Raw genomic sequence first — 15,523 nt, 5'->3', positions numbered from 1 at the left:
GTGTGGAGTTCTGGCGACCCTCGCGGCATGGGACAACCCAACGATCCACCGGCAACGCCGAAGGACGCCTCCGAGGCGACCGACGAGCAGCGTGAGCTGCAGAACGAACTCGACCATCAGGACGACGATCCGGACGCGCCGGGCGGACATCAGACGCACAAACAGGTCGCCGACGAGACCTGACGGTGGATTGACGCACGCGCGGACAACCTCGGCAAACGTGGTGTAGCTTCAAGCGACACATCAGCGCGGGTTCGCGTGCCGAGGAGTAAACGCGGTGGATGCGACACCATTCGGGCAATATCAGCTCCAGGAGCTCATCGGCCACGGCGGAATGGGCGAGGTCTACAGGGCTTTCGACACCAGGACCGACCGTGTCGTCGCTCTCAAAGTACTTCCGTCGCACCTGGCCAAGGACCTCGTCTTCCAGCAGCGATTCCGGCGCGAGTCGCAGGCCGCCGCGGGCATCAACGAGCCTCATGTGGTGCCGATCCACGGCTTCGGCGAGATCGACGACAAGCTCTACCTGGACATGCGGCTGATCGACGGCCGCAACCTCGGGACGGTGCTGGGCGAGGACGACGACAAGAAACCGCTGGCCCCCGCACTGGCGGTGTCGATCATCGACCAGGTCGCCGCCGCGCTGGACGCCGCGCACGAACTGGGCCTGATCCATCGCGACGTCAAGCCATCCAACATCCTGGTCACCAAGAACGACTTCGCCTATCTGATCGATTTCGGCCTCGCGCGCACCGCAGGCCAGCAGGGGTTGACCACCGCGGGCAGCACGCTGGGGACGATGGCCTACATGTCGCCCGAGCGGTTCGAGGGCGGCGAGGTCGATCGCCGCTCGGATGTCTACGCGCTGACGTGCGTCCTCTACGAGTGCCTGACCGGTTCACGGCCCTATCCCGTGGACAGTCTCGAGCAGCAGATCGCCAAGCACATCAACGCGCCCGCGCCCAAACCCTCCGCCATGAATCCGAAATTGGCGGCGTTCGACGAGGTCATCGCAAAGGGCATGTCGAAGAAGCCGGGTCGGCGGTATCAGACGGCGGGCGAGATGGCCGCCGCGGCACGCCAGGCGCTGAGCGTTCCGGTGCGGACGACCGGCTCCGGCCGTCATTCGGCGAGCCGCGTCAAGCAGAAGTCGAGTCGTGGTGGCCCGTCGGCGAAGACACTTGCCATCGTGGGCGCCGCGGTTCTGCTGGGCGTGGCGCTGGTGTTCGGTGCGTGGCAGCTGTGGGGCGGGCGTGATGACGGTGGCGGGTCCGCGGAACCGCCGTCGACGTCGGCGACACCAGGACCCTCGGACGGATCGAGCGGGCTGGTGCCCGCGATCGCGGCGACACTGCCTGCCGAGATCAGGGACTCGGGCCGGCTGACGGTCGGCGTCAATGTTCCTTATGCACCAAACGAATTCAAGAACTCGGGGGGCGACATCGTCGGCTTCGACGTCGACCTGATCAACGCGGTAGCCGCGACCCTGGGGCTGATTCCCGAGTACCGGGAGTTCTTGTTCGAGGACATCATCCCGACGGTGCAGCGCGGCGAGATCAACATCGGCATGTCGTCGTTCACCGACACGCTGGAGCGCCAGGAGCAGGTCGACTTCGTCACCTACTTCGAGGCGGGGACGTTGTGGGCGCAGCGCACCGGGTCGGGCGTCGACCCGAACGCGGCGTGCGGGCTGCGAGTCGGCATGACGCCCGGCTCAACCCATGAAACCGTTGAGATCCCGGCCAAGAGCGATCAATGCGTCGCGGCCGGCTTGCCACCGGTTGAGGGCGTCACCTATCCCAGACAGGACAAATTGACCGCGGCTCTGATCAACGGTGAGATCGACGCGATGTCCGCGGATTCGCCGGTCACCGGGTTCGCCATCAAGGGCAGCGGCGGTGCGCTGGCACCCGCAGGGGAGCAGTTCGACACCGCACCGTACGGGTGGCCGGTGCAAAAGGATTCGGGGCTGGCCGAGTCGATACGGCAGGCGCTCGAGCACGTGATGTCGACCGGCGAATACAAGGCCATCGCCACCAAATGGGGTGTGGAGAAAGGCACTATCGCCAAGCCGGTCATCAACGGCGCGACCGGCTGATTTCGGCGGCAAGTCGATGCCAGGGGGTGACGGAGATCATTGTCTTCGCTGCCGCAGCTGGTTTCGCCCGCAGGTTGTCGCCCTGTAGTCTGGTGGCAACGTTGGCGTTCAACTGATCTTGCCAACAGCGTCGTGGATCACTTCCCCATCGTGCACACAGCACAAGGTTTTCTCACGGCGATCGATATTGCCCACCGGCAATCTCGCCAGACTTGTGCTCGCTCGTGCCGATCATTCGCGCGCAGCGCAGTGCAACAAATGCCTGAAAGGCACTCGCAATTACCACTCAACAAACTTTCGCTGATCTCTGCGTCGACGACAAGCTGATCCAATCGCTTGCCGCGCGCGGAATCCTCACCCCTTTCCCCATTCAGGAGAAGACGCTTCCTGACACTCTCGCCGGTCGAGATGTGTTGGGCCGCGGCAAGACTGGCAGTGGCAAGACGCTTGCGTTCTCCATCCCACTGGTCACCCGGCTTGCGGCCATGCAGCGCCGCGGTCGGCCGACCGGTTTGGTGCTCGCGCCCACCCGGGAGTTGGCGACCCAGATCGCTGCGACGCTGGCGCCGCTGGCAGCCGCACATCAACTCAAGGTCACGACAATCTTCGGCGGTGTACCGCAGAGCCGTCAGGTCTCGGCGCTGCGTTCCGGCGTTGACATCGTTGTGGCATGCCCCGGCCGGCTCGAAGACCTGATGCGCCAGCGCGTCATCAGCCTCGACGCGGTCGAGGTCACGGTTGTCGACGAGGCCGATCACATGGCTGACCTCGGCTTTTTGCCGGGCGTCACCCGAATCTTGGCCGCCACCCCCGCACGCGGGCAGCGCATGATGTTCTCCGCGACGCTGGACAACGGCGTCGACAAGCTCGTCAAGAAGTTCCTGCACAACCCGGTGACACATTCCATCGACGAGGCGCACTCACCGGTGCCTGAGATGACGCACCACGTGTTCCACGTGACCGGAGTTCAGGCCAAGAAGGATCTCGTGCACCATCTCGCCTCTGGCACCGGACGGCGAATCCTGTTCATGCGCACCAAACACCAGGCCCGCAAGCTCGCCAAGCAGCTCACCGATTCCGGTGTGCCCTCAGTCGATCTGCACGGCAACCTTTCCCAGAACGCACGCGACCGCAACCTGGCCGCGTTCAGCACGGGCGACGCGCGTGTGCTGGTGGCCACCGACATCGCCGCGCGCGGCGTGCACGTGGACGACGTCGAACTGGTTGTGCACGTCGACCCTCCGGTCGAGCACAAGGCCTATCTGCACCGGTCCGGTCGGACGGCGCGGGCAGGCAATTCGGGCGATGTGGTCACCGTCGTGCTGCCCGAGCAACGCAGGGACACCAACGCGCTCATGCGCAAGGCCGGAATCAACGTCCGCCCGCAGGAAGTCGTCGCGAACTCCGCGCCGGTGACCGCGCTGGTCGGCGAGGTTGCCCCGTTCAAGGCGCCGCCGAGTCGTCCGGCGCCTGCCGGGAACGCTACCGGCGCGAATACGTCCGGAGGGCCGCGTCGAAGGCGCAGTGGAGGCAATGGCGGTTCAGCGCGCGGCCAGCATCGCAACCCCGCAGGGCGTCGGCGCAGCGTCTCACGCTGATCCGGACGCCGACCTCGCAAACATGGGGTGTTCGGCGCGGGCGGCCAGGACGATGTCCTCCGCCGTCCGGAACGCGTCGGTGTCTCGGTGGACCGAGAAGACCGCAAGGCCGGCGGCTCGTCGCAGCAGCATGACGGCGAGCGCCGTGCTGGTCTGGCACGGCACCACAAGAAGGCGCGCGCAGGCGCGGCTGCCGGTGACGGTGATGACGCGTTGCGGGCGGGTGTTGCGGCTGCGAACGGCGGCATTGCCGCGGTAGTTCAGCGAGTCGAGATCGGGCACACCTTCCAGCGGCGACCAGTTCACGCCGATGTCGATGATCTCGCCCAACGGGCGTTCCAGCGCCTCGATCAGCTCGGGAAGTTCCTTTGCGACCGACGACGTGTACGGCCACCAGCCGCCGTCGAGCGCGCCGCCCAGTTCCGATACCAGCGTGAGACGGACCTGGCCGGACGGTTGGCGTCGATTTTGTTCGTGCGTAGAGGTTTTCGTATTCGTGCCAGCGCGATCCATGGGCAATTCCCTTACCTCGAGCTGGCCCTTCGCACGAATGCGGGGGTTGGTTCACCTCCGACGTTACACCTGCGGCGATGCGGCGTGCGCGCCGTCTCGCTCATCACGGACCTGGGCTTGTTCACATCGTTGGTGAAATATGTGCTGGCGCAAGCAAAAACGCGCCACGTGCACCCAAAGGCGGCATTCCGATGCCCGAGGTGTACCGTTAAGTGGTTGGGAACCCAGCCAGTCCGGAATGCATCAGTTGGCATCCGCTGATTTGTCGAGCAACCGCTCATGTCGGACACGCCGGTAACAACCGTCCATGGGATTTACCTTGAGCGCTCCGCCGTTTCTCCCATCGTTGGCTCCCCCTATTCGAGTGCCGCACTCATCTCGCCGCGCCGATGTAGGCATCCTCACTCCCTATCCGCCCACATTGGGTGGACTGGCGACATTCAGCGCTGCGCTGTCCGAAGCCCTGAGGGCGCACGACGCCAACGTCAGGGTGGTCCGGGTGGCCGACGGATCGCCGTCGTCGCGGGGCGACGTGGTCGGAGAGCTTCGCGGTGACTCGGCGACATCGGTCGAGGTGTGCGTCGACCTACTCAACCAGGGCAATGTCGCGATCATCCAGTATGACTACGGCGTCTACGGAGGTGTTGACGGCAACGATGTGGTGGACATCATCCGCGGGCTGCATGTTCCGTCGATTGTGGTCGTGCACACCGTACTGAAAACACCTACACCACATCAGCATTCGGTCCTCGCATGGATCGCCGCCACGGCCGGCCAAGTGGTCGTCATGTCCGAGGTCGCCAAGCAACGGCTGTGTGAGATCTATGGGGTCGATCGGCGCAAGGTCACCACAATCCAGCACGGAGCGGTCGTCCCGAGCGACCCTCCGTTGAAGCGCCCGAGCAGGCCCACGATTCTGACGTGGGGACTGTTGCGCCCAGGTAAGGGCATCGAGCGCGTGATCGAGGTGATGAGTTCGCTTCATCAGCTGCCCGGCAGGCCCCGATACATGATCGTCGGACCCACGCACCCGGCTGTGCTCGCCGAAGAAGGCGAGGCATATCGCGAGGCCCTGGTCGAACAGGCTCGCAGCAATGGGGTGGCGGATTCTGTGGTCTTCGACGCCCGCTACTTCAACGGGACGATGCTGACCGCGCTGATCCAGTCTGCGGCTGTCGTCGTCCTGCCCTATGACTCCACCGACCAAGTGAGCTCGGGCGCGCTGGCCGACACCATCGCGGCTGGCCGGCCGACCGTCGCCACTGCTTTCCCGCACGCTGTCGAGGTCCTCCGCAACGGTGCCGGCACCTTCGTCGACCACAGTGATCCCGACGCATTGGTGACGGCGCTCCGCAATATCCTGACGCAGCCGCGCCTCGCCGGTTCGATGGCGGCCGAGGCACGCGGGTTGGCACCGGACATGGCCTGGCCCAATGTGGCCGGTGCGTATCTACGTGTGGCGCAACGGCTTATCGTTGAGCGGCCTGCTGCGACATGACCGCCACCCGAAGGAGAGCCACCACGATGACGAAGTCCGAAAGCCAGCAACGAGATGCCAGTCGTGAGAACTCAATTCATGTAGGCGCCGGCTTCGTGGCAAAGGAACACCACCATGTGGTGGAGATGTTGTCGACGCTGGGACCACACCTGGGAAAGTGGGACCCGCGAAATGTCGAACTGGACGTCTCGCTGCAGGACCGCGGCGGCAAGGAACAGCGGGTCACTCTGCGTACCGTCCTGCCTGGCCGTCCGCAGCTGATCGCGGTCGCCGAGAACACCGACATCGATTGCGCTCTCTCCGAAGCCAAGCGTGAGTTGATCCGGCAGCTCGAACACCAAAAGTCGGCATACGAACCCATGCACAACCGTCGGCTGCGGGAAGCGACGATTCGTCATCCGGGCGGTTCGGGTTAGGGCATTGCCCCCGAGGGCTCGGTTTGTTCTTTTCTGACCGCGTGCGGATAGGCGTCGTCGCGGCGTTGAAACGACAGGATGCTCGGGTTCTGAATGACTCCGTCGCGGATCTCGATTGCCCGAGCGATGGTCGGCGCCGCATCCCACGCTGACGGTCCGGCAAGAATCGTGTCGAGGTGCGGCAACAACGCCTCGCTGATCTCCCACGTCGCCGAGTTCCACAGGTACGACGGGCTGTGGTCCACCGCGTAGTAGTGGACACCGCCCGCCAACTCGATGATCGGGTGCGTGAACGAGGTCGGACGGGCCCAGTCGAACCCCATGCCGGTGTCACATGAGACGTCGACGATCAAGCTTCCAGGAGTGAAGGACGCCAAGTCCTTCTCGGTGACGAAGATCAGCGGGGCGTCGGGATCCTGCAGCACGCAGTTGACGACGATGTCGTTGTCGGCGAGGAGTTCGGCCACCGGGATCACCCCGTCGTCGGGGGTGTCCGCCCAGGTCCGGTCGGGCGTCGCCTCGTCGCGGCCCATCTGAACGATCTGGGTCGAATGGATCGGGGAGCCGACGGCGGCCACATCCCGGTTGGTCAGCACGCGCACATCGTCGACGCCGTGGGCGTTCAGCGCGGTGACCGCCCCGCGGGCGGTGGCGCCGAAGCCGATGACGGCGGCGCGCAGCCTTCGCCCGTAGATGCCCGTGATCCCCATGAGTTGCATCGCGTGCAGGACTGAGCAGTAGCCCGCGAGCTCGTTGTTCTTGTGAAAGACATGCAGGCCGAACCCGCCGTCGGCCTGCCAGTGATTCATCGCCTCGAATGCGATCAACGTCAATTGCTTATCGATCGCGACCTGCGTCAATGCGGAATCCTGCACGCAGTGCGGCCAGCCGAGGACGATTTGTCCTGTTCGGTATTCCGCCACGTCCTCGGCCTGCACTTTGGGCAGCAGAATGACGTCGCAGTCGGCGATGAGTTGTTCTCGGGTGCGGATCCCGCCGACGAGGTCGGCCAGCGCGTCGTCCGTGGCACCGAAGTCCGAGCCATATCCATGCTCGAGGAAAATCCGCGGCAGGATCCGGGGGTCGATCCTGCTGAAGTGCGCCGGGTGAATCGGCAACCTGCGCTCGTTCGGCTTGCGCGAACGAGCCAGGACCCCTATCGAAAGCTCTTGCGTCTCAGCGCTTCTTGTCATGGAACAGCGCCTGGGCGGCAGAATCCTTGGCCGCTGTCTTCGCGTGCTTGGCGGTCCGTTTCTCCTTGAGGGATTTACCGGACTTCTTGGTCATCGCTTGTCGAGGAGATTTATCAGACATCACTGACCCCTTGATCGTGGGGCCTGGGTGGTCCCGATGCCCTGACCTTACCCCGCTTTGGTTAGCCCTGGGCCGGCCCAAACGGCACGACGTTGCCGCCGACGGCGATGGTCCGTAGGCTGGGGATACGCCGACGCGCTGCCGCCGTCACTTCGATTTCGGCCGGTGTTCCGCACGCCCCTCGGGTTGTCACAACAGCCCTCGCAATCCGACCGGATCGACAGGACACCAATTGGCAATCGCCGACATCGCCGCGTACGCGCATCTGACATCTTCTGACATCGAGGCCCTCGGCAACGAGCTCGACTCCATCCGGAGCGACATCGAGGAGTCACTCGGTGAGCGGGATGCCACCTACATCCGGCGCACCATCAAGTTCCAGAGGACGCTCGAGGTGGCGTCGCGGTTACTGATCGCCTGCAGCCGGTCACGAGCCGGCTGGGCGCTGGGGACCGCGTCGCTGACCTACGCCAAGTGCATCGAGAACATGGAGATCGGCCACAACGTCACCCACGGCCAATGGGATTGGATGAACGATCCCGAGATCCACTCCACCACCTGGGAGTGGGACATGGTGGCCGTCTCGTCGCAGTGGAGGTACTCGCACAACTATCGCCACCACGTTTTCAGCAATGTGGTCGGCGTGGACGACGATCTCGGATTCGGCGTCATCCGGGTGACTCGCGACGAGGCGTGGCGGCTCGAGCATCTGTTCCAGCCGCTTCGAAACTTGTTGCTGGCGAGCATTTTCGAGTGGGGAATCGCCCTGCACGGCATTCACTCCGAACGTGACCGGCTGGCTCCGGACGCCGAAAAGGTTTCTGAAGCCAGGCGGACGTTCGCCGACAAGATCATCCGCCAATCCGCCAAGGACTACGTGATCTTTCCGGCGCTGAGCTTGTCTCGCTGGCGAAGAACGTTGGGCGCGAACACGCTCGCGAACCTTTTGCGCAATCTCTGGACGTACGTGGTCATCTTCTGCGGTCACTTCCCCGACGGTGCCGAGAAGTTCAGCGCCGACGTGCTCGAGAACGAAACTCGAGGCGAATGGTATCTGCGCCAGATGCTTGGCGCTGCCAACTTCAAAGCCGGTTCCCTGATGGCATTTTCGACCGGGAACCTGTGCTACCAGATCGAGCATCATCTGTTTCCTGACCTGCCGAGTAATCGCTATGCGCAGATTGCGGTGCGGGTCAAGGCGTTGTGCGACAAGTACGACCTGCCCTATACGACCGGTTCCCTGCCGCGTCAGTACTTCCTGACGTTGCGCACCATCCACAAGCTGGCTCTTCCCGACAACCTCCTCAGGGCCACCGCCGACGACGCGCCGGAGACGGCATCGGAGCGGATGTTTGATGCCGACGCTGCCTCAACCACCGGATCGGGTGACGGGACGAGCGGGCTCGGTACGGCGTTACGCGCGCGTGCCCGTCGGCGTAAGCGGGTGCGCGAATCCCGATGACGCGCAACAGAGTACTGTTGTTGGTATCGGGCAGCTCGGTTGCGAGCGAACATACTCGACTAAAAAGGACAATGTGATGGCTTCGCCAACAACTCTCCGCACCCCCTATGACGTTCGCGTCGACATGGTCAAAGACGCCATCGTGGCTCACTCCAAGCTGAAGGACCAGGACGCGGGTGAACTCGCGGTGCACGTGCTGCACGCGCTGAATTCCATCCCCGAAAAGGTGCGCTGAGGCAGTTACTCCGCGATGGCCTTCGCAACCGCGACGTAGGTCGTGAGGTTCGCGGGATCTCGCGTTGCCTCTCGAACGACTCGGACGACCGCCCACCCGCGGGCACGTTCCTCGTCGAGCCCTGATGCGTCGAGAAGACGGAAGAAGCGTCGTCGCACGGCTTCTCTGACGTCGCCGGCCACATCGGACCAGCGGTGCCACAGCATGGGGGCGAGTTCGTAGTGCGGGTCACCGTTGCGCGGGGTCGGGGCGATCGCCAGCCAGGCTTCGCGGTCGCCGGCGAGCACGGTTCCGTAGTGCAGGTTGCCATGCAGCACAACGGTGGCTGGTTCGGTGCTCAGGTCACGGCCGAGCCCGATCGCCTGCTCGACCAGCCGATGCGGGATCGGCGCGCTGCGGGGCAGCGATTCGAGCTCGCGCGTCCAACCTTCGAGCTCCGTTGCGACTGAGCGCAATTGGGGCATCGTCGGCACGTGCAGCCGTCGGTAGAGACCACCCACGATGTCGCATGCGTCGATGTCGGGGATGGTGTGCAGGGTCGCCGAATTCAGTCGCTCCAGCAGCAGTGCACGGTGCGGCGGGTCGGCACTCAACAGCCGGACGGCACCCTCGCCGGCCCAACGCCGGAGCACGAGATGTTCATGCTCGCTTTCCTCGTCGGGGCCGCCGATCTTGAGGACGGCCCGCGCGCCATCGGCGGTGCGCACTGGCTGCACGATCGAGCCGCGGTGACCGATGGCATCGCCATCGATGCGAAGCTTCCACTGCTCCAGCTGTCGCTGGACCGCGTTCATAGCGCCCACGGTATGACGAACACCGAGGCGCTAGGTTGACGAGGTGGAGGACGCGAGGCCAGACGGCATGGTGCGGGCCATCAGGAGTGCGCCGCTGACCTTCGGGTGGCTGCTCGTACTGTTCGTCACGACCCGGATTCAGCGGTCGGCTGGGCGCCGGGGGTCGAAGCGGATCCAGCGCAAGCATTCGACCAACCTGCGCCGGCTGAACAGCGAACCGTCGCGGGTGCTGGCGGCGAGCCTGTTCTGGCTCGACGGCCGCATGTGGTGGCCGTACGTGCCGATGTTCGTCGCAGTGGTCGCGCCGGCCGAGCGCCGGTTGCGTTGGTGGCGCTGGCTTCTCATCGGATTTGCGGCGCATGCCGGCGGCACCTTCGCCGGGCAGGGCTTTCTGAGGTGGTCGTTGAAGAGGGGCGAGGCGCCGAGGCGGTTGGTGAATGCCCGCGACGTCGGGGTGAGCTACTTCGTCCTCGGGGTGGCGGGCGCGTTGACGGGCTACGTCCGCCCGCACTGGAGGGCGCGCAGCCAGGTGGCGGGCGTCGCTGCGCTCGCAGGCAACGCGGCGCTGCGGCCGACGTTCACGGAGGTGGGCCATCTGACCGCGTTCGTCGTCGGACTGGCGGCGGCCCCGGTGGTGCCCGACCGCGACGCCATGCCATACCCGCCGGACGCGGCCGAGAGGAGGATGGCGCCATGACCTTCGCGCCGGGCATCACGGGACTTGTGGTGATCGACCCGTACAACGACTTCATCTCCGAGGGCGGGGGCGGCGAGCTGCGCGACGAGTTCGCACCGCAGCCGGGCGATATCGTCGCTCAAGAGCATTGGTGCTCAAGCGGTTTCGCCAACACCGACCTTGACCTGCTGCTGAAGAAGCACGGGATCGGTGAGCTCATCGTCATCGGCCTCATCGCGCACAGCTGCGTGGAGGCCACCGTTCGATACGGCGCCGAGCTCGGCTACCAGGTCACGGTGGTCAGGGACGCGACGGCCAGCTACTCCGACGACCACATGCACGCGGCACTGGAGATCAACCTTCCGAACTACGCTGCCGTCGTGTCCACGGTCGAGGTCGTCGACGCGATCCGTGCCGCCCGATGACCAGCCGGGCACAGCGATTTTTGCAGTCGGTGTGACACAACTGATGTTGCTCGTCTTCGGGGTCGCTGCTGTGGCGATGCTGGCGGTCGGTGTGGCGCTGGTGGGGCAGAAGGTGGGCGGGCCGTTCCCTCTGCCGACGCACTCCGGTGCCGTCGGCGCGTTGCTGGTGGTGCCGTTCGCGATGCTCGGCACCAGCGTTGCGGCCATCTTCTCGATTGCGCTCGGCACGCTGGTCGGCTGGGGTGTCCTCGAGACGATCAGGACCCGGCTCAGGCGATGACCGCCTGTGTGTCTGCTGTACAGGAATAAATTCAATCTGCTGCCAGTTGCAGCGACGCGTGTGCTTTCCCGTCCAACCGAGTAACCGCCCCACCGTGATGTGGAGGCGCCGAATGGACCCGCCGGCCACCTATGAGTTCCCCTGATGCGCCAGGGACCGCTCGCCGGACGGTATCCGGCGGTGGCCGCCATGGTCACTCTCGCACTGATTCCCTATCTCGCGCTGTCGGCGGCGATCGACCCGCTGGTCCCGATCATCTCGGCCGACCTCCATATGAGCACCCAGGCGATGACGTTGGGTTCGGGTCTGGGTAATGCGGCGTACGCGGTCGGTACGGTCCTTGCCGTCCAGTTCGCCCAGCACCTGCCGCAGCGCAGGATGCTGGTGGGCTACGCGGTGCTGTTGGTGGTGGGCTCGATACTCGCCGCATCCGCGCAGAACGGAGGCATGTACATCGGCGGGCACGTGCTGCAGGGACTATCGACGAGCATGCTGTTGATCGCGGCCGCGCCGCCCCTGACGATCGGCTTCCCGAGGGACAAACTGCGCATCACCGCCGTGATCATGAACATGTGTGTGTTCGGGGCGGTGGCACTCGGCCCGTTCATCGGTGGTGTGCAGGCCGAAGCTCATGCGTGGCGACCACTGTTCTGGATCATCGCCGCGATCGCGGTGCTGGCTCTTGTGATGGCGGCGTTGACATTTGACGACGCGCCGCCCGCCGATCTGGACGCGCCGCGCGACTTGAAGGCCATCGCGTTGGCGACGGTCGGATGTACGGCCGCGTTCGTCGGCGCTGCGCAACTCACCACGCACGCGTTCAGCGATCTGGCGGCCAGCCTGCCGATGTTCGGCGGCCTGGCACTGATCGTGGCGTTGATCGTGTACCAGTTCAGGGCGAAGCGACCGCTGTTGACGGTGCGCACGATGTTGACGAGCGCGATCCCGGTCGCGGGCGTCGGCGTCGCGTTGTTCGCCGCTGCGGCCTCGGTCGCGGCGACGGCGCTGACGGCCAATGTGCTGTTGGAGAACTTCAGCCCGGTTCAGGTCGGGCTCATCTATCTGCCCGAGGTCGGCGGTGCCATCGTGATGGCGGTCGTGTTCGGCTTCGTCATCTCCCGCAAGGCGATGCATTACCTGCCGCTGGTCGGCATGGCGCTGCTGGCGGCGGGAATCCTGGTGTTCTCCTACGCCCTTCCGGCGAACCAGCCACTCGCCATGGTCGGCTCGGCGTTGACGGGGCTGGCCTTGGGCGCGACGGTGGCGCCGGCGCTGTTCGTCGCGGGCTTCTCACTGCAGTCGGCGAGCCTGCAACGGGTGTTCGCGATCATCGAGCTGTTGCGCGCGGTCGCGGCGTTCATGGTGGCGCCGATCCTGGCGCACATCGCCGATGCGCTGCCCGGCGACCTGGCCGCAGGCACCGGCACCACGCTGTGGATCGGTTTCGGGTTGGCGATCGGCGGTGCGGTCTTCGGGCTGGCGGTCTACCTGTTGAGCGGGGCGCGACCGCAGAAGCCGGATCTCGACGAATTTCTCGACGGCGACTCGCCCGCCTGGTATTCGCCGCCGTTGTTGGCCCGCCTCCGGTCCGGCGTGCCGTCACCGGCACCGGCGATCGACCGTCGGGAACCCGTGCCTGCGGCGCCGAAACGCCCGCCGACGTCGGTTGGTCCGGTGGTGTTCGCGTACGACGGGTCCGACCTGGCGGCGTGCGCTATCGAACAGGCCGCACTTCAGTTGCCGCAGGGACGATGCGCGTTGGTGGTGTGCGTGTGGCAGCCGGCCCACGTCGGGTTCACTCCGGTGGACAAGAAGCACTTCGACGCCGATCAGGCCGGCGAGGTACGGCTGGCCGCCGAGAGCACCGCGGCCCACGGCGCGTCACTCGCGGAGAAGGCCGGGTTCGCCGCGGACAGCATCGCGATGGAGGCGGCGCCGACGTGGAAAGGCATCGTGGCGGCCGCGCAGGAAAGTGACGCGAGCCTGATCGTGCTCGGGCCGCACCGGCGCAGCGGGCTGGTCGGGCACCTGCAGGGCAGCGTGGCGGCCGCAGTGATCGCCCACTCGACGATCCCGGTGATGGCCATCCCGGAGCAGCCCTGCCGTCGCTGACCTCGAGCTAGGGCCGCAGCGCCACCCGGATGCAGCCGTCGGTCTTGTTCTTGAACATGTCGTAGGCACGCACGCCGTCTTCCAGCGGCAGGTCGTGGGTGATGAGGATCGACGGGTCGAGATCGCCCTGCTGGACGTAGTCGAAGAACTGCGGGATGTAGCGCTGCCCGTGCTGTTGCGCCGAACGCAGTGTCAGGCCCTTGTTCATTATCGCGCCCATCGGAAACTTGTCGGTCACTCCGAAGACACCGAGCACCGAGACGACACCGCCCTTGCGGCACGCGATGATGGCTTCGCGCAGGCTGGCGGCGCGGTCGGTCTCCAGGCGCAGCGCTTGCTTGGCGCGGTCGTAGGCGTGCTGGATACCGGTGCTGTGTGCCTCCATGCCGACGGCCTCGATCACCGAGTCGGGACCGCGCCCGCCGGTTCGCTCCCGCAACACCTCCTGGACGCTGTCGACCTGTTCGTAGTTGATGGTCTCGGCGCCGAGTTTCTCTGCCAGGGCGAGCCGTTCGGGGATGCGGTCGATGGAGATGACTCTCCCCGCGCCGTTGAGCAGTGCGCTGCGGGCGGCCATCAGGCCAACCGCTCCCGCGCCCCACACTGCGACGATGTCACCGCCTGCGATGTCGCAGAAGTCGGCGCCCATATAACCCGTCGGCACCGCGTCGGACATGAACAGCGCCTGCTCGTCGGTGACGAAGTCTGGAATGGCGAAGCAGTTGACGTCACCGAACGGCACGCGGACGTATTTCGCATGCGAGCCGGCGTAGCCGCCGAACGTGTGGGTGTAGCCATAGATGCCCGCGGTCGGCGCACCCAGAAGCGGAGCCTGCAGTTCGGCGTTCGGGTTGGTGGTGTCGCACAGCGAGTACAGGTCGTGGTCGCAGTACCAGCAGCTGTTGCACGCGATGAAGGACGGCACCACGACGCGGGTGCCGACCTTCGTCGTCGTGACCTCCGAGCCCACCTCGATGACCTCGCCCATGAACTCATGACCGAAGATGTCGCCCTCGCGCATCCCGGGGATGTAGCCGTTGATGAAGTGCAGGTCCGAACCGCAGGTGGTGGTCAGCTTCACCTCGACGATCACGTCGTGCGGGTTGAGAATCGCCGGGTCGTCGACGGTTTCGACGGAAAGGTCGTTGACGCCGTTCCATACCAGTGCTCGCATGTGAATCCTCCGCTCAGCGGTCCGAGTCGCGCGCGCTCGGGTTGTGTTGGATGGTCGGCACTTCGCCGGTTGTCAGCAGGGCCCGTGCCCGGTACAGCGCCTTGAAGGTCAACGGCCCGGTGATGACACCCGGCGCCGGGCTGGTGGTCCGCGCGATGACTTCTGTTCCGCGGTCCTGGGGTGCGTCGCGAAAATTCAGCACGATGCTCGCGTCCTTGTCCGGGTTGACGTCGACGAAGCGCAATTGCGCGTCGTCCTCGGTGGCGACGACGCAGTCCCACGCAGTACCGCCGTTGCCGTCGAACTTGAAGGTCCAGCGCAGCCGCTCGGGTCCGGCTTCGCTGACGTCGGCCACATCGCCGAACACCTGCGACAGAAAGCCGGCGTCCTGAAACCGGTGCATGACCTCGTTCCTGGGCCGGCCGATGGTGACCGCCTGAATTCGGGCATTGGACGAGACGGTGTCCGTGACCTTGTCGGTCACTTTGTCGGTCACTTTCTCGACGATCTGCTTCACCTGCGCCTTGGCGGTGTCGACAACGTTCACGGCTGCTCCTGTAGATGAGGTTGACGACGCGGTTACCCCTCGCAGGGTGGCCAAAACGTCAATATTTTGGGCGGAAATTACGGCTAGCCAGACCGGTAGACAACTTGTCGATAGTGTCGCCTGCGTGGACTTCGAGCTCGACGACGAGCAGCGCGGGTGGGTCGCCGAAGTGCGGCAGTTCCTCGCGGAGAACGTCACGGCGGCGCTGAAGGCCGAGATGGCCGAGCACGGTCTCGAGTTCCAGGGCGGCGAGCTGACCGCGTTCCGCCGCAAGATCGGCGAGAAGGGCTGGTTCGGGCTGAACTGGCCGACCCAGTACGGCGGCCTCGGCCTCACCCCGACGCATCAGCACCTGCTGATGAGCGAGTTCGAGTACGCCGG

At 65.4% G+C, this 15,523-nt stretch carries 18 protein-coding genes; 12 read left to right on the top strand and 6 right to left on the bottom strand.

From position 1 onward, the window contains the following. Positions 1-27: 27 nt before the first annotated feature. From QOJ24_RS12310 to QOJ24_RS12300, 3 genes are all read left to right on the top strand, one after another. Positions 28-183 carry a hypothetical protein gene (locus QOJ24_RS12310; protein WP_526261495.1) on the top strand — a complete coding sequence of 52 codons (156 nt, stop codon included), beginning with the start codon at positions 28-30 and terminating at the stop codon, positions 181-183. 94 nt (positions 184-277) lie between these two features. Next, entirely contained in the window at positions 278-2,098 is a 1,821-nt protein-coding gene (gene stpK7, locus QOJ24_RS12305; RefSeq protein ID WP_526261493.1) for a serine/threonine protein kinase StpK7, read from the top strand. A 278-nt stretch (positions 2,099-2,376) separates the two neighbouring features. Continuing rightward, complete coding sequence (locus QOJ24_RS12300; protein WP_526261542.1) at positions 2,377-3,696, top strand: DEAD/DEAH box helicase; 1,320 nt, start codon at positions 2,377-2,379, stop codon at positions 3,694-3,696. Here the strand turns inward: QOJ24_RS12300 and QOJ24_RS12295 are convergent. Continuing rightward, positions 3,688-4,209: a DUF5994 family protein gene (locus QOJ24_RS12295; protein WP_526261492.1), complete on the bottom strand. Its 522-nt coding sequence runs from the start codon at positions 4,207-4,209 to the stop codon at positions 3,688-3,690. The two genes, QOJ24_RS12300 and QOJ24_RS12295, sit on opposite strands and share 9 nt — an antisense overlap. A 307-nt stretch (positions 4,210-4,516) precedes the next feature. On the opposite strand from QOJ24_RS12295, the gene QOJ24_RS12290 reads away from it, so the two are divergent. After that, entirely contained in the window at positions 4,517-5,707 is a 1,191-nt protein-coding gene (locus QOJ24_RS12290; RefSeq protein WP_526261490.1) for a glycosyltransferase, read from the top strand. 95 nt (positions 5,708-5,802) lie between these two features. Next, entirely contained in the window at positions 5,803-6,123 is a 321-nt protein-coding gene (locus QOJ24_RS12285; RefSeq protein WP_526261488.1) for a hypothetical protein, read from the top strand. On the opposite strand, the gene QOJ24_RS12280 is transcribed toward QOJ24_RS12285, so the two are convergent. Beyond that, a complete protein-coding gene (locus tag QOJ24_RS12280; protein WP_526261486.1) occupies positions 6,120-7,316 on the bottom strand; it encodes a N(5)-(carboxyethyl)ornithine synthase in 1,197 nt (398 codons plus the stop codon). The genes QOJ24_RS12285 and QOJ24_RS12280 overlap by 4 nt on opposite strands. Then, positions 7,300-7,437, bottom strand: coding sequence for a hypothetical protein (locus QOJ24_RS12275; protein ID WP_526261484.1), 138 nt, complete (start codon positions 7,435-7,437; stop codon positions 7,300-7,302). Before QOJ24_RS12275 ends, QOJ24_RS12280 begins: the two co-directional genes overlap by 17 nt. Before the next feature lie 232 nt (positions 7,438-7,669). On the opposite strand from QOJ24_RS12275, the gene QOJ24_RS12270 reads away from it, so the two are divergent. Continuing rightward, on the top strand, positions 7,670-8,899 hold the full coding sequence (locus QOJ24_RS12270) for a fatty acid desaturase family protein (RefSeq protein WP_526261482.1): 1,230 nt from the start codon (positions 7,670-7,672) through the stop codon (positions 8,897-8,899). 76 nt (positions 8,900-8,975) lie between these two features. Continuing rightward, complete coding sequence (locus QOJ24_RS12265) at positions 8,976-9,134, top strand: DUF6307 family protein (RefSeq protein ID WP_526261481.1); 159 nt, start codon at positions 8,976-8,978, stop codon at positions 9,132-9,134. Between the two features lie 5 nt (positions 9,135-9,139). Here QOJ24_RS12265 and QOJ24_RS12260 read toward each other — a convergent pair whose 3' ends face one another. Next, positions 9,140-9,928 (bottom strand): aminoglycoside phosphotransferase family protein, encoded by a 789-nt coding sequence (locus QOJ24_RS12260; protein WP_526261479.1) that lies wholly within the window; start codon positions 9,926-9,928, stop codon positions 9,140-9,142. Between the two features lie 43 nt (positions 9,929-9,971). On the opposite strand from QOJ24_RS12260, the gene QOJ24_RS12255 reads away from it, so the two are divergent. The 4 genes from QOJ24_RS12255 (at position 9,972) to QOJ24_RS12240 (ending at position 13,421) form a co-directional block, all read left to right on the top strand. Then, positions 9,972-10,625, top strand: a complete 654-nt coding sequence (locus QOJ24_RS12255) for a rhomboid-like protein (protein WP_526261477.1) — start codon at positions 9,972-9,974, stop codon at positions 10,623-10,625. Next, positions 10,622-11,029 carry a cysteine hydrolase family protein gene (locus QOJ24_RS12250; protein WP_526261475.1) on the top strand — a complete coding sequence of 136 codons (408 nt, stop codon included), beginning with the start codon at positions 10,622-10,624 and terminating at the stop codon, positions 11,027-11,029. Before QOJ24_RS12255 ends, QOJ24_RS12250 begins: the two co-directional genes overlap by 4 nt. A 31-nt stretch (positions 11,030-11,060) precedes the next feature. Next, positions 11,061-11,309, top strand: coding sequence for a hypothetical protein (locus tag QOJ24_RS12245; protein ID WP_526261474.1), 249 nt, complete (start codon positions 11,061-11,063; stop codon positions 11,307-11,309). A 144-nt stretch (positions 11,310-11,453) separates the two neighbouring features. After that, complete coding sequence (locus tag QOJ24_RS12240; protein WP_526261472.1) at positions 11,454-13,421, top strand: MFS transporter; 1,968 nt, start codon at positions 11,454-11,456, stop codon at positions 13,419-13,421. A 7-nt stretch (positions 13,422-13,428) separates the two neighbouring features. On the opposite strand, the gene QOJ24_RS12235 is transcribed toward QOJ24_RS12240, so the two are convergent. Both QOJ24_RS12235 and QOJ24_RS12230 read right to left on the bottom strand, forming a co-directional pair. Further along, positions 13,429-14,595 carry a zinc-dependent alcohol dehydrogenase gene (locus QOJ24_RS12235; RefSeq protein WP_526261470.1) on the bottom strand — a complete coding sequence of 389 codons (1,167 nt, stop codon included), beginning with the start codon at positions 14,593-14,595 and terminating at the stop codon, positions 13,429-13,431. Positions 14,596-14,608: 13 nt separating this feature from the next. Then, positions 14,609-15,142, bottom strand: coding sequence for a hypothetical protein (locus QOJ24_RS12230; protein WP_526261468.1), 534 nt, complete (start codon positions 15,140-15,142; stop codon positions 14,609-14,611). Between the two features lie 124 nt (positions 15,143-15,266). On the opposite strand from QOJ24_RS12230, the gene QOJ24_RS12225 reads away from it, so the two are divergent. Beyond that, a partial coding sequence (locus QOJ24_RS12225) for an acyl-CoA dehydrogenase family protein (protein ID WP_526261466.1) occupies positions 15,267-15,523 on the top strand: 257 nt, incomplete at its 3' end.

The sequence above is a fragment of the Mycobacterium sp. genome (assembly GCF_032159775.1).
Classification (GTDB): domain Bacteria; phylum Actinomycetota; class Actinomycetes; order Mycobacteriales; family Mycobacteriaceae; genus Mycobacterium.
This window is presented reverse-complemented; position numbering and strand designations above follow the sequence as displayed.

Bases quoted from the DNA above. Each gene is read 5' to 3' on its own strand.
- QOJ24_RS12310 (WP_526261495.1), top strand. From the start codon at position 28: ATGGGACAACCCAACGATCCACCGGCAACGCCGAAGGACGCCTCCGAG.
- QOJ24_RS12295 (WP_526261492.1), bottom strand. From the start codon at position 4,209: ATGGATCGCGCTGGCACGAATACGAAAACCTCTACGCACGAACAAAAT.
- QOJ24_RS12290 (WP_526261490.1), top strand. From the start codon at position 4,517: ATGGGATTTACCTTGAGCGCTCCGCCGTTTCTCCCATCGTTGGCTCCC.
- QOJ24_RS12280 (WP_526261486.1), bottom strand. From the start codon at position 7,316: ATGACAAGAAGCGCTGAGACGCAAGAGCTTTCGATAGGGGTCCTGGCT.
- QOJ24_RS12275 (WP_526261484.1), bottom strand. From the start codon at position 7,437: ATGTCTGATAAATCTCCTCGACAAGCGATGACCAAGAAGTCCGGTAAA.
- QOJ24_RS12265 (WP_526261481.1), top strand. From the start codon at position 8,976: ATGGCTTCGCCAACAACTCTCCGCACCCCCTATGACGTTCGCGTCGAC.
- QOJ24_RS12260 (WP_526261479.1), bottom strand. From the start codon at position 9,928: ATGAACGCGGTCCAGCGACAGCTGGAGCAGTGGAAGCTTCGCATCGAT.
- QOJ24_RS12250 (WP_526261475.1), top strand. From the start codon at position 10,622: ATGACCTTCGCGCCGGGCATCACGGGACTTGTGGTGATCGACCCGTAC.
- QOJ24_RS12240 (WP_526261472.1), top strand. From the start codon at position 11,454: ATGCGCCAGGGACCGCTCGCCGGACGGTATCCGGCGGTGGCCGCCATG.
- QOJ24_RS12235 (WP_526261470.1), bottom strand. From the start codon at position 14,595: ATGCGAGCACTGGTATGGAACGGCGTCAACGACCTTTCCGTCGAAACC.